At 62.7% G+C, this 12658-nt stretch carries 11 protein-coding genes; 3 read left to right on the top strand and 8 right to left on the bottom strand.

Going from position 1 to position 12658, the window contains the following annotated elements; translation table 11 throughout:
- Positions 1–139 precede the first annotated feature (139 nt).
- Together P2T68_RS16075 and P2T68_RS16080 are read right to left on the bottom strand one after the other, a co-directional pair.
- Positions 140–1846: an amidase gene (locus P2T68_RS16075; RefSeq protein ID WP_277379583.1), complete on the bottom strand. Its 1707-nt coding sequence runs from the start codon at positions 1844–1846 to the stop codon at positions 140–142.
- 56 nt (positions 1847–1902) lie between these two features.
- A complete protein-coding gene (locus P2T68_RS16080; protein ID WP_024075860.1) occupies positions 1903–2688 on the bottom strand; it encodes a helix-turn-helix transcriptional regulator in 786 nt (261 codons plus the stop codon).
- A gap of 83 nt (positions 2689–2771) precedes the next feature.
- Here P2T68_RS16080 and P2T68_RS16085 point away from each other — a divergent pair, with 83 nt between their 5' ends.
- Positions 2772–3077, top strand: coding sequence for a DUF2834 domain-containing protein (locus tag P2T68_RS16085; RefSeq protein WP_024075859.1), 306 nt, complete (start codon positions 2772–2774; stop codon positions 3075–3077).
- 12 nt (positions 3078–3089) lie between these two features.
- Here P2T68_RS16085 and P2T68_RS16090 read toward each other — a convergent pair whose 3' ends face one another.
- The gene (locus tag P2T68_RS16090; RefSeq protein WP_277379584.1) at positions 3090–4256 is read right to left on the bottom strand and encodes a GGDEF domain-containing protein; all 1167 of its coding nucleotides are present in this window, start codon (positions 4254–4256) and stop codon (positions 3090–3092) included.
- Positions 4257–4365: 109 nt separating this feature from the next.
- Entirely contained in the window at positions 4366–5592 is a 1227-nt protein-coding gene (locus P2T68_RS16095) for an MFS transporter (RefSeq protein ID WP_024075857.1), read from the bottom strand.
- A gap of 102 nt (positions 5593–5694) precedes the next feature.
- On the opposite strand from P2T68_RS16095, the gene P2T68_RS16100 reads away from it, so the two are divergent.
- Positions 5695–6516 (top strand): helix-turn-helix transcriptional regulator, encoded by an 822-nt coding sequence (locus P2T68_RS16100; protein WP_024075856.1) that lies wholly within the window; start codon positions 5695–5697, stop codon positions 6514–6516.
- Here the strand turns inward: P2T68_RS16100 and P2T68_RS16105 are convergent.
- Positions 6473–9076, bottom strand: a complete 2604-nt coding sequence (locus P2T68_RS16105) for an EAL domain-containing protein (RefSeq protein WP_277379585.1) — start codon at positions 9074–9076, stop codon at positions 6473–6475. The genes P2T68_RS16100 and P2T68_RS16105 overlap by 44 nt on opposite strands.
- Before the next feature lie 67 nt (positions 9077–9143).
- Positions 9144–9497: a helix-turn-helix domain-containing protein gene (locus P2T68_RS16110; RefSeq protein WP_277379754.1), complete on the bottom strand. Its 354-nt coding sequence runs from the start codon at positions 9495–9497 to the stop codon at positions 9144–9146.
- 148 nt (positions 9498–9645) lie between these two features.
- Between P2T68_RS16110 and P2T68_RS16115 the strand changes: the two genes are divergently transcribed.
- The gene (locus P2T68_RS16115; protein ID WP_069081332.1) at positions 9646–10389 is read left to right on the top strand and encodes an SDR family oxidoreductase; all 744 of its coding nucleotides are present in this window, start codon (positions 9646–9648) and stop codon (positions 10387–10389) included.
- On the opposite strand, the gene P2T68_RS16120 is transcribed toward P2T68_RS16115, so the two are convergent.
- A complete protein-coding gene (locus P2T68_RS16120; RefSeq protein ID WP_277379586.1) occupies positions 10341–11546 on the bottom strand; it encodes an MFS transporter in 1206 nt (401 codons plus the stop codon). The two genes, P2T68_RS16115 and P2T68_RS16120, sit on opposite strands and share 49 nt — an antisense overlap.
- Positions 11547–11603: 57 nt before the next feature.
- Complete coding sequence (locus P2T68_RS16125) at positions 11604–12626, bottom strand: alpha/beta hydrolase (RefSeq protein ID WP_168232903.1); 1023 nt, start codon at positions 12624–12626, stop codon at positions 11604–11606.
- Between the last annotated feature and the right edge of the window lie 32 nt (positions 12627–12658).

Raw genomic sequence — 12658 nt, forward strand, 5'->3', positions numbered from 1 at the left:
GAACGCGGCGCCTGTGAGTTCTTCGCGAGCAAGCTCGCTCCTACAAAAAAGCCTTAACTGAACGGCATTAGGGCAAGCCCGGTCGTTTGAGAAGTGATGTTAATCCTTGATGATCAATGGGTTGAGTGCACTGTCTGCGTCAGTTCGTTGCCAGCGCCGGGGTGCGCGGGGGGATCAGGCGTTTGCTGCCGGTCGCTTCATACGCCGAAGCGAACCGCAGCAGCGCCGAGTCATCGTAGGCGCGGCCAGCAAACGTCAGCCCGACCGGCATGCCGATATCGGCCATCACCCCCATTGGCACCGTCACCGTGGGCACGCCCAGGTGGCGAATGGCGAGGTTGCCGTTGGCCACCCACACGCCGTTGCTCCAGGCAATATCCGCCGACACCTCGTTCACATCGGCATCCGCCGGTCCCACGTCGGCCACGGTCGGAAAGATCACCGCGTCGAGCCCGAGCGTTTCCATCCACTCTTCCAGGTCGATCCGGCGTGTCTGTTCAAGGCCGCGCAGGCCATCGGGCAGGCTGCTGATCTGGTCCCAGGGCGTGATGCCGCGCTGGGCCATGTGCACATACTCGTCCATGCCGGCGGCCAGGTCGTCTTCGCGGTTGGGCAAGGTGCCGGGGTCGTGGGGGAAAATCTTTGGCCCATCGACGTCCGCCAGGCGGTTCAGGTGCGGGTCATTGTTGGCGCGCAGAAAGTCATCGAAAGCCCATGCAGAAAGCTCCCACAACTCATCGTGCAGGAACTCCTTGGACACCAGGCCGCGGGTAAACACCGTCGGCGCGCCGGGGCGATCGCCTTCACAGTTGGACACCAGCGGGAAATCCACTTCGAGCACTTCGGCACCGGCGGCTTCGAGGGCCTGGCGGGCGGCTTGCCACAACGCGATGACGCTGGCACGGGTGTGGATCTTTTGCCCGGTCGGGCCACCGATTCCGGGCTTTTCGCTGGTGCCGGCGTCAGGGTCGGCGTTGATGTACATGCGGGGTACGCCGAAACGTTTGCCGGCGAGGGTGGCGGGCGACGCGGCCAGTTCCACGTAGGACGCCGGGCGCACCGAGGCGACGCTGGGGATCGGCACCCAGGGTTGCAGGCGCCATAAGTCGCCACGGGTGTCGGGGTCTTCGGCGACCACCACGTCGAGCACTTCCAGCAGGTCGGCCATGGTGCGTGCGTAGGGCACCACCACATCCATGGTCGGGGTCAGCGGCCAGTTGCCGCGCACCGAAATCACGCCACGGGAGGGTGTGTAGGCACATAAGCCATTGTTGGATGCCGGTCCGCGTCCGCTTGACCAGGTTTCTTCGGCCATACCGAAAGCCGCGAAGCTGGCGGCGGTTGCAGTGCCGGCGCCGTTGGAGGAGCCGGAGGCGAATGGTGCGGTGAGGTAGGCGGCGTTATACGGGCTTTCCGCGCGGCCATACACGCCGCGTTGCATGCCGCCATTGGCCATCGGCGGCATGTTGGTCTTGCCCAGGCAGATGGCGCCACTGGCCCGCAGGCGCTCGATGGTGAAGGCGTCGCGGTGGGCGACCAGTTGGGCGAACGCCGGGCTGCCGGACGCGGCCGTCAGGCCCTTGACCAGGTAGCTGTCCTTGGCGGTGTAGGGGATGCCATCCAGTGGCCCCAACGTTTCGCCCCGTGCCCGGCGCGCATCGGACGCGGCGGCTTCCTGCAGGGCTTCGGGGTTGCGCACCACCACGGCGTTCAGCGCGGTCGGCGTCTGCGGGCCGTCATAGGCATCGATCCGTGCCAGGTAAGCCTGGACCAGTTCAACGGCCGTGGTCTGGCCGGTTTCAAGCGCCGCGCGCAATTGGGCAATGGAGACTTCGGTAACTTGCATGAGTTTTTTTCGCCGCCTTCAGGTGGGGGTATGGCGGCAGTCTACGTACAGATATTTCACAAAACCAGCGCCGAATACGCTTCATAGGCGGCACGCATGACCTGCCAGGTGGCGGCGTCTGCAGGAATCAGATGTTCGATACGCAGCGAGGCCAGGGTGATGTCCTGGGGCATGCCAAAGGTGGTGAAGATCGACAGGAAATTCAGCTCGCCCTGGGGTGAGCGGATGCGGGTCAGCACCAGGGGTGGCAGTGCCTTGGGCAGATCGGCGTTGCCTGGTTTCGGCAGGTTCGCCAGCAACGCCGCCAACGTGGGATCGCCCAGCGCTTCACGGGTTGCCCGCTGCCAGGCGAGGCTGCGGATTTCTTCGGCGTTGACCAGGTGATCGCCGAGGCCGCCGGGTTGCAGCAGGGTGGTCAGCAGGTTCAAGCCGTCTGCGCGTGGCTCGATCCCCAGCAGTTCAAACAGCACGCCGGTACTGGCATTGGCCGCCAACACGTCCCAGTGGCTGCCCAGCAGGATTGCGGGGGCCGGATTGTTGGCGTGCAGTACATGCTCGACCGCTTCACGAATCGCCGCCATGGCCGGCGAGGTGAGCGGGGTGGCGGTGTAGCGGGGCGCGAAACCAGCGGCGAGGAACACGCGGTTGCACTGCTCCAGCGGCGTCTCCAGGGCACTCAGCAAGGTGTGCAGGGTGGCCGGGCTTGGCTTGGCGCGGCCGGTTTCGAGACAGCTGAGGTGGCGCTGGGAAATGCCGGTGATCAGGGCCAGATCGAGCTGGCTCAAGCGTGCCTGTCGGCGTAGCTGGCGCAGGTGCTCGCCGGCGGTAGCGGGAGTATCCATGGCGGGTTCATGACCTCCGAGGTCATTGCGAGGGGGCCAACCCTATCACTAACCTGGGCCTCGATCACACCAAGGACGCGACCATGCATAGACCTTATATTGCCCTGGCGGGTTTGCTGGGTTTTTCGCTGTATACCCTGGCCACGATGCTGACCGCCGAACAGTCGTTGATCGCGTTCGGACGCGAATTGCTGTCACGACCGGACACGGCGCAAGTGGTGATCGACCTGTACCTGATGGCGCTGCTGGCCTGTGTGTGGATGTATAAGGATGGGCGGAGGCGAGGGCGCTCGACAGCGTCGCTGTTGCCGTATTTTTTGCTGACGGCGGTGTTCGTTTCGCTTGGGCCGTTGCTTTATCTCGTGGTGAAGGGGTTTAAGGATGAATGATCTGCTCCACCTCTAGCGGTAGGCGCCGACGCCCGTACGATCCACCAGCCGGATGCTGTCACGCCCACCCCGCTTGGATTCATACAGCGTGGTGTCGCCTTGTTCGATCAAGGCGGCCAGGCTCGGGGGCGGTTGGTCGAACAGGTTGGCGCCGATGCTCAAGGTGACGCGTTCGGGGGTGGCAAAGGTTTGTGCGGCAAGTTGTTGAAACTGCTCGCGCAGGTCGCTGCCCAGTTCGATCACCTGCTCCTTGGAGACCGGGTTCAGCAGGATGACGAATTCGTCCCCGCCCAGTCGCGCCGCCAGTGCGCCCTGGGGCACCAGGCTGCGGATCATTTCACTCAAGGCGATCAGCAAGCGGTCGCCGGAAGTATGGCCGTGGTGGTCGTTGACCCCTTTGAAGTTGTCGATATCGATCAGCAGCAACGCCCCCGGCTGCGACGGTGACACCTGGGCCAGCAGCCGTGGTGCGCGCAGGTCGAGGGCGCGGCGGTTGTAGAGGGCGGTGAGTGGGTCGCGGGCGGCCAGGCGGGCGATCTGCTGTTCGCGGCGATAGCGTTCGGAGCCGGTCATGGACAGGGCGATCAGCATGATCGCCATGGCGCCTTCCACCAGGGAGATCTGGATGATCTCGCCCTTGAACGCCGCCAGGTCGATCAACGTGCCGGGGATCAGCACAGACAGCGCCTTGGCCACGTAGAACACGCCGTGGGCCAGCAGCACATAACGCAGTTGCACCGCGCCGATGCTTAACGATTTGCCATGGGGCCGCAGCAGGAAACTGGCGCGCAAGGTCGGCAGTGCCACCAGTAGCGACTGCACCCCCAGCATGGCTTTGGACCAGGGCAGTTCGGCCGGCAACATCAGCATGCCGAACCAGGCGAACAGCATCAGCAGCCATAACCGCGACAGCCGCACGTGGGTGAACCGCGCCACACCGAGCAAAAACAGAAAGTGTGCGCTCACCAGCAAGCCGTTGGCGAACCAGATACCGATCATCAGAAAGCCGCTGCTGCGCAGCAGCGCCAGGGTGGAGCCGATCGTGATGATGGCGAAACCGGCGCTCCAGTACAGCAGCGACGGTTCGCGTACGCTGCGCCATTCAATGGCCAGGTACAAGGCGGCAGCGGCTGCCAGGGCAACGGTGAGTGCCAAAATCGTGGGAGGGTCGAGCGTCATTTCGTGCCGGGTCTGCCTGGGTGTGCGTTTGAACCGGGATTGTAAGCGCACACGCAGGTTTTTTCAGAGCCCTCATCGCATGGCATACAGCCATCTGATGATCGGCCAGTCAGACGCCTTTGGTCGAGGGCAGCAGTATCGTGAGGATGCCCACCAGCGGCAGGAACGAGCACAGTGTGTAGACGTACTCGATGCCATGGCTATCGGCGAGCAGGCCCAGGAGCGCCGCGCCAATCCCGCTGAAGCCGAACATCAGGCCGAAGAATATCCCGGCGATCATGCCGACATTGCCTGGTACCAGTTCCTGGGCAAACACCACGATGGCCGAGAATGCCGAGGCGAGGACAAAGCCGATGATCACGCTGAGGACAGCGGTCCAGAACAGGTCGACGTAAGGCAGGGCCAGGGTGAACGGCGCAGCGCCGAGAATCGAGAACCAGATGACTTTCTTGCGGCCGATCCTGTCGCCGATCGGGCCACCGGCGAAGGTGCCGACGGCAACCGCGCCGAGGAACAGGAACAGGTACATCTGGGAGCTGGAGACCGACAGCTGGAATTTTTCAATCAAGTAGAACGTGAAGTAGCTGGTCAGGCTGGTCATGTAGAAGTATTTGGAGAAGACCAGGACGGCCAGCACCACCAGGGCAAAGGCCACGCGGCCTTTCGACAGGCCATGGCTGGCCTGGCCACCTTGTTTGAGCTTGAACAGGTTGAGGTGGTTGCGGTACCAGCGGCTCAGGCCGTAGAGCACCAGGATGGCGAAGACCGCGAACAGCCCGAACCAGGCGATATGACCCTGGCCGTAGGGAATGATGATCGCCGCCGCCAGCAAGGGCCCCAGGGCACTGCCTGTATTGCCGCCTACCTGGAAGGTCGATTGCGCCAGGCCGTAGCGTCCGCCGGAGGCCAGGCGGGCGACGCGCGAGGTTTCCGGGTGGAAGGTCGACGAGCCCACGCCCACCAGGCCCGCTGCCAGCAGGATCGCCGGGAAACTGCCGACAAATGCCAGCATCAGGATGCCGATCAAGGTGCACACCATGCCCGCCGGCAGTAGCCAGGGCTTGGGGTGACGGTCGGTGTGGTAGCCGATCCACGGTTGTAGCAGCGACGCGGTCAGTTGGAAGGTCAAGGTGATCAGGCCGACCTGGGTGAAGGTCAGGCCGTAGTTGGCCTTGAGCATCGGGTATATCGACGGCAGCACGGCCTGGATCAGGTCATTGATCAGGTGGGCCAGGGCGCAGGCGCCGAGGATACGCATGACCAAGGGGCTTGTTTGCGCAGCACTGGCTTGAGGAGTGCTCGCCGTGGCGGCGGGTGACGCGGTCAGGGTGGACATACAGGTATTCCATGCAAGGCAGCGAACGGTGTGGAGCGGGCAGCGATGATGTGAAGCGCTGCTCCATTTATAGGTACGGCGTTTATGCTAGATTTGCCGAAAATGCCTGTCTCGCGAAATTCGGGCAGTAACCATTGCAAAAAGGGCGAAATCATCAAATCACTGGATCTATTTCTGCAAGAAATCGATGAGGGCGCCTGGACCGTCATCAGTTCGGCCACTGACTATCCCGAGAACTGGGTGATCCCCGAGCACAGCCATGAGAAGCATCAACTGCTCTACGCCATCGAGGGCGTGATGGTGGTGCATTCGGCGCACAACCAGTGGACGGTGCCGCCCAATCGCGGTTTCTGGATGCCCTGCGGCCATCGGCATTCCCTGCGGTGTGTGGGGCCGCTGAAGATGCGCAGTGTGTTTGTACGCCCCGACAGTTTCCCGAACCTGCCCACCGAGACCAAGGCGGTGAGCGTTTCGCCGCTGCTCAGCGAATTGATCAAGGCGTCGGTGAGCCTGAAGCCGCCGTATGCCGAAGACTCGCGCGATGCGCGGATCATGCACCTGATACTCGACGAGCTCGCGCTGTTGCCGGCCTTGCCGTTGTCGCTGCCGCAGCCCGCCGACCCGCGAATCAACCAGATCTGCGTGGCGTGGCAGGATGACCCCGGCGATGCCTCCACTGTCGCCGATTGGAGCGAGCGCCTGGACCTGGACCAGAAAACCATCCAGCGCCTGTTTCGCAAGGAAACCGGCATGACCTTTGGCCAGTGGCGCCAGCAAGCGCGGTTGCTGCTGGCACTGGAACGCCTTGCCGTGGGGCAGAAGATTATCGACGTCGCCCTCGGGCTGGGCTACGAAAGCCCGAGTGCCTTTACCAGCATGTTCAAGAAACAGTTTGGCAAGACGCCGAGTCATTTTTTCCGATAACGCGGTCCACGCCCAGCAGGCCGTTGAATGTATCGAGGTCCAGCGGCCGGCTGAGGAAGTAGCCTTGCCCCTCGTCACAGTCCACGGCCTTGAGCATGGCCAGGTGTTCGGCGGTTTCAATGCCCTCCGCGGTGACCGTCAACGCCAGGGCACGGCCCAACCCCACGATGGCTTGGATGATTGCCTTGTCGTCGGCGCTTTCTGCCAGCCGGGTCAAGAAACTGCGGTCTATTTTCAAGCCGTCGAACGGGAAGGCGCGCAAGTAGCTCAGGGACGAATAGCCAGTACCGAAGTCATCCATGGCGATGCGGATGCCCAATTGCTTGAGCGTGTGCATCACCTCCAGCGCGCCGACGGCATCCTCGAGCATGACGCTTTCGGTCACTTCCAATTCCAGGCGTGAAGGGTCGATGCCTGAGCTGTCCAGGGCGTGTCGTACGCGCTCCACCAGGTTGCCGCGCTTGAATTCGGTGGGCGACAGGTTGACCGAGACAAACAGCGTGTCCGGCCACTGGGCCGCGCAGGTGCAGGCGTTTTCAAGCACCCAGTCGCTCAGCGACAGGATCAGCCCGGACTCTTCGGCAATCGGAATGAAGGTGTCCGGCGCGATCAAGCCGCGCTGCGGATGCTGCCAGCGAACCAGCGCTTCGGCTCCCACCATCAGCCCATCGGCAATGCGATAGCGCGGTTGGAAGTGCAGGCGTAATTCTGCGTGCTTGATCGCATAGCGCAGGTCGCTTTCCAGGCGCCGACGTTCGATGATCCGCGTGTTCATTTCGCCGGAGTAAAACCGCCAGGTGTTGCGGCCGGCCGCTTTCGCTTCGTATAACGCAATGTCGGCGTAGCGCAGCAGTTCGCTGGCTTCGTGGGCGTCGTCGGGGGCGATGGCAATGCCGATACTGGCGCTGATGAAGACCTCCTGTTCGTCGATTCGGATGGCGTGCTCGATAGACTCGATCAAGCGCTTGCAGAGGCTTTCGACTTCGTCTTGAGTGCCTGCTTCGCTCAGGATCAGCACAAATTCATCGCCGCCGACGCGGGAAACCAGGTCGCCATGGCGCACACAGTTGGTCAGGCGGCTCGACACTTCATTGAGCACCCGATCACCGGCGGCGTGCCCCAGCAGATCATTGACCGGCTTGAACCGATCCAGGTCCAGGCTGAGCATTACCAAGGGGTGTCCGGCGTGGGGCAGGGCCTTGAGTTTGCCATCCAGGAACGCTTGCAGGCGCGTGCGATTAGGCAGCCCGGTCAAGGCATCATGCTGGGACAAAAACTCGATGCGCCGACGTGATTCGACCTCTTCAGTCACGTCGGTGGCCGTACCGCGAAAACCGCCGCAGGGCATTTCCCGTGCCGATAGCCGCGTGGTGCGTTCCTGCCCCTGAGCATCGAAGTAGCGGCACTGCACGCTGATATCCACGCATCGGCCCGGGGTGTTCAGCCATTGCGAAAGCAGGCCGGCTTCGGTGTCCAGCAAGTCGCTCATCGCGGCGCCGATCCAGGCTTGCCGCGCCAGGCCGGTGACACTTTCGAAACGCTCCGACAAGTAGGTGAAGCGCCATTGGGCGTCGATTTCCCAGACCCAGTCAGAACTGGCCTCCACCACATCGCGAAAGCGTGCTTCGCTGGTGGCCAAGGCATTCTGGCTGTCTTGCAGCGAAGCGTGGCTGGCATCCAGGGCGAGGGCCGCAGCAGTGGCTCGGCGCAAAATCACCCACGTCATCAGGCACACCAGCAACGCGGCCAGCCCCAACAGTGGCAAGCCTACGCCCATCAGCCGCAGGCCGGGACGGGCAGGCTCCCAGTGCAGGCTGCCGGCGGCGCCGTTATCGCCGAGGGGGAAAACCAGGGTCTGGCCGATGTCATCGGCAGTGGCGACGTGCAGTTTGCTGACGCCAAAGTCATCGCCGATCGTGGTCAGTTTGGCGTTATCGAAGATGTCGACGAATATCAGCACTGACGCTGGCCGGTCGTCCGGTATGACCGTGGGGTCGGTGCCCGGGGTGATCGCCGCAGCGGCCACGAGCGCGGGGCTGCCACGCACGTTGATAAAGGCCGTGACCGGCGTTTCATTTTCAGCGCCTGCACGCGCCTGTTCGATAATCTCGGTCAGGGGTTGGTCGAGCCATTGGCTGAGTTCAATGCTGCGCAGCTTGCCCCCAATCACGGCGTAAACGGTGTGATTGACGTCGTTGACCACAAACAGGCCCTGGAAGCCGAAGTCCTGGTACAGCGTTGCCCCGACGTTGCCGCGACTATAGGCCCAGTCGCTGTCCACCGTCATATGAAGGTGCTTATAGGCATCGCTCCAGAACGCGTAGTCCTTGACGGTGACCCGCAGCGATTTCTCCAGGGATTGCACCGCTTTGCGGGTATAGAACGCGCTCTCTTGCTGCTCGGAATGGTCCAGGTCATGGGCGAGGTAAACCAACGAATAGGCAGCGGCTGCAAATACCAACGTCAGCAAGGCGATGAAATTGAACAGCGAGGTACGCGTCAGCGACAGGCTGGTACGGTTGGAAAGCTTGCGCACCATCGGGGTAAGAGAGTTCGGCATTGTTTCCCGCAGCGTATTGCTGCAAGTCAGGGGGGATGCCTGGTTATCGGCGGCGCGGGCAAAACAATTAGGGTTTCAGCGGTTGTCGTTCGCGCTGGAGCGCCGTGCGCCCGCGCGGGTTGGGCTTCACTGGAACACTGTCGCCGTATTCGCTCCACCACTGCATCAATGCCTGCATCGTCGGCCCCAGTGCGCGGGCTTTTTCGGTCATTTCATATTCGACCCGGGGTGGCACTTCGGCGAACACCGTGCGGGTGATCAAGCCGTCGTTTTCCAGTTCCCGCAGTTGCGCCGTGAGCATGTGCTGGGTAATGCCACTGATCGCCTTGCGCAGCTCACCAAACCGATAAACACGCTGGTTCAACAGCCACATGATTTCCAGCTTCCACTTGCCTGAAAGCAGTGAGAATGCGCGTCGCATTTCTTCGTGCATATTCGGCTTTTCAGCGCTTTTAGTCTGGTTTTCCATACTGACTGCCACTTTTTCATCCTACTTGTGTCGATTCATGTTGCCAGGGATCTTAGCGCAAACCCGCTGCAATAAACCCTGTATCCCATGGAGAAAACACATGTCCCGACTCAACGGAAAAGTAGCCATCGTGACCGGCGCCGGACGCGGTATCGGCCGTGCCACGGCGCAGTTATTTGCGGCGCAGGGCGCCAAGGTCGCGGTGGTCTCGCGTACGGCGGCAAACGTCGAGCGCGTGGTGGCCGATATCCAGGCCGCTGGCGGCACAGCGCTGGGCGTCGTGTGCGATCTGTCCGACGCCGCGCAGGTCAGCGCAGCAGTGCAGGACGTTGTGGCCACCTACGGCGGCATCGATATCCTGGTGAACAACGCATTCGACCCCAGTGTGGTGTTTTCATCGGTCCTCGACCTGCCCGTGGAGCAACTGCAACGCAATTTCGACATGGGGCCCATTGCCTACCTGCGGACCATGCAGGCGTGTTACCCGTATCTGAAGGCCAGCGGCGCGGGGCGGGTGATCAACTTCGGGTCGTTGGCGGGCATTATCGGCCTGCAAGGCTACGCGCCCTACAACATCGCCAAGGAAGCGGTGCGCGCCTTGACGCGTTCGGCGGCGCGGGAATGGGGCGTGGACAACATCACGGTGAATAACCTGTTACCGGTGGCCGACACCTGGGGCGACGCTTACGACGCGCCCGCGCCGACCAATGTACTGGGGCGCTATGGCTCGCCGGAGGAGGACATCGCGCCAGTCGCGCTTTTCCTGGCCAGCCAGGACGCGCAGTTCATTACCGGCTACAGCCTGACCCCCGATGGCGGGCAAATCATCGACAGCGCGCGATAGTGGCTGGCGCGCCCAGCCAGCCAGGCCAGCAACGCCGCGGCGCTCAGTACCGCGGCACTTGACTCGAACGTGGCCCGGTAGCCGCTGAGGTCGAATACCCAACCGCCGATGATGGCGCCCAGGGCGATCGCCAATTGGATGATCGCCACCATCAAGCCGCCGCCGGCTTCCGCATCATCCGGCAGGACCTTGGCCAGCCAGGTCCACCAGCCAACCGGTGCGGCGGTGGCCACCAGGCCCCAAACGCCCAGCAGCATTGCGGTGATGAGCGATGAACCGCCAAAGGCGACCAAGGCCACGGCGGTCAGCGCCATCAATACAGGAATGACGGTCAACGTGGCGTACAGGTGGTTTTTCAGGAAACGCTCGATCAGGAACGTGCCCGCCAGGCCGGCCAGGCCAAGCACCAGCAACATCAGCGAGAGCGTAGAAACGCTGGCCCGGGTCACGCCTTCCAGGAACGGCCGCAGGTAGGTGAACAGCATGAACTGGCCCATGAAAAACACACTGACGGCGAGCATGCCCAAGACCACCGGCCGATGGTTCATCAGGCGCAGGCCATTGGCGGACGCCCCTTCAGCACGCGGCTTGATTGACGGCAGGCTTATCAGCAGCCATGCCACGGCGACGATGGCGACCGGCACCACGCAGAAAAATGCGCCTCGCCAACCGATCAGTCCGCCGACAAAGCTGCCCAGCGGTGCGGCGATCACCGTTGCGAGGGCGTTGCCGCCGTTGACGATGGCCAAGGCACGCGGTACTTGGGGTGTCGGTACCAAACGCATGGCGGTGGCGGCCGACAGCGACCAGAAGCCGCCGATGGCGACGCCGATCAACGCGCGGCCCAGCATGAACACCCCGTAATTCGGGGCCAACGCCACCACCGTGCCGGACAGGATCATCAGCAGGGTCAGGGCGATCAGCAGGCGCTTGCGATCGACCCGGGCAGCGACGTTGGCGATAACCAGGCTGGTCAACAAGGCAAACAACCCGGAGACGGAAATACCTTGGCCGGCCTGGCCTTCGCTGATGTTCAGGTCGGCGGCCAAGGGGCTGAGCAGGCTTACGGGCATGAACTCGGAGGCCACCAAGGCAAAGGCGGCCAGGGACAAGGCGAGCACGGCGCCCCAGCGTGGGCGAGAGGAGGAATGGTCCATGGGGGAGTCCTTCGGTGTGAGCGGCGGCCTCGACAGTGAGGCCGCGCATCGAGGCGGTTATTTCAAGTACGTGCGGAAGAAGGTGGTGAGCTGGGCAAAGGGGATCAGGTCGACTCGGTCATAGAGATCCACGTGCCCGGCGTTGGGCACGATCAGCAGCGTCTTGGGTTGCGCGGCACGGGCGTAGGCGTCCTCGCTGAATTCACGGGAGTGGGCATTGGCGCCGGCAATCAGCAACAGCGGGCGTGGGGAGATCGTCTCGATGTCGTTGAACGGGTAGAAGTTCATGAACTTCACGTTGCTGGTCAGCGTTGGCCGGGTGGTGGTCCGTGCCGAGGCTCCGGACGGGGTGAACTCCCCACGTGGTGTGCGGTAGAAATCGTAGAACTCATCCCCCACGGCATCGCCGGTCAGCACATGCGGCGTACCACCGGTGTAGAGGGTTTCGCCACCTTGGAACTCAACATAGCGCTGGTTGGCGGCCTGGAGCAGCACCTGCCGGCGTTGTTCCAGGGTCACGCCGTGCTTGAGCCCGTTACGGTTGGCGGCGCCCATGTCGTACATGCTGACCGTGGCGATGGCCTTGAGGCGTGGGTCGATTTTCGCCGCGCTGATGGCGAAGCTGCCACTGCCACACACGCCGATGACGCCAATGCGTTCACGGTCGACCATCGGGCGGCTGCCGAGGAAATCCACGGCGGCACTGAAATCTTCGCTATAGAGGTCGGGCAGCACCGCATTGCGCGGCGTGCCTGCGCTTTCACCCCAGAACGACAGGTCCAGGGACAGGGCGACAAAGCCCTGTTCGGCCATCTTGGTGGCGTACAGGTTGGCGCTTTGTTCTTTGACGGCTCCCATCGGGTGGCCCACGATGATTGCGGCATTCTTTGTGGTGGGTGCGAGGTGTTTGGGCACGAACAGATTGCCCGCCACCCGCATGCCGTATTGGTTGTTGAAGGTGACCTTTTCCACGCTCACCTTGTCGCTGGTGTAGAAGTTACTTGCACCGTTGGACATGTCGGCTCCCAGTGAGGAAAAAGAGGTCACCAACAAACCCAGGGCGAACAAGAGGCTTTTCATTGGCGGTTCCCTTGGCGAAGTTGGTGTGCCCA

It is taken from the genome of Pseudomonas sp. G11, from assembly GCF_029457515.1.
GTDB classification, from domain to species: domain Bacteria; phylum Pseudomonadota; class Gammaproteobacteria; order Pseudomonadales; family Pseudomonadaceae; genus Aquipseudomonas; species Aquipseudomonas gorinensis.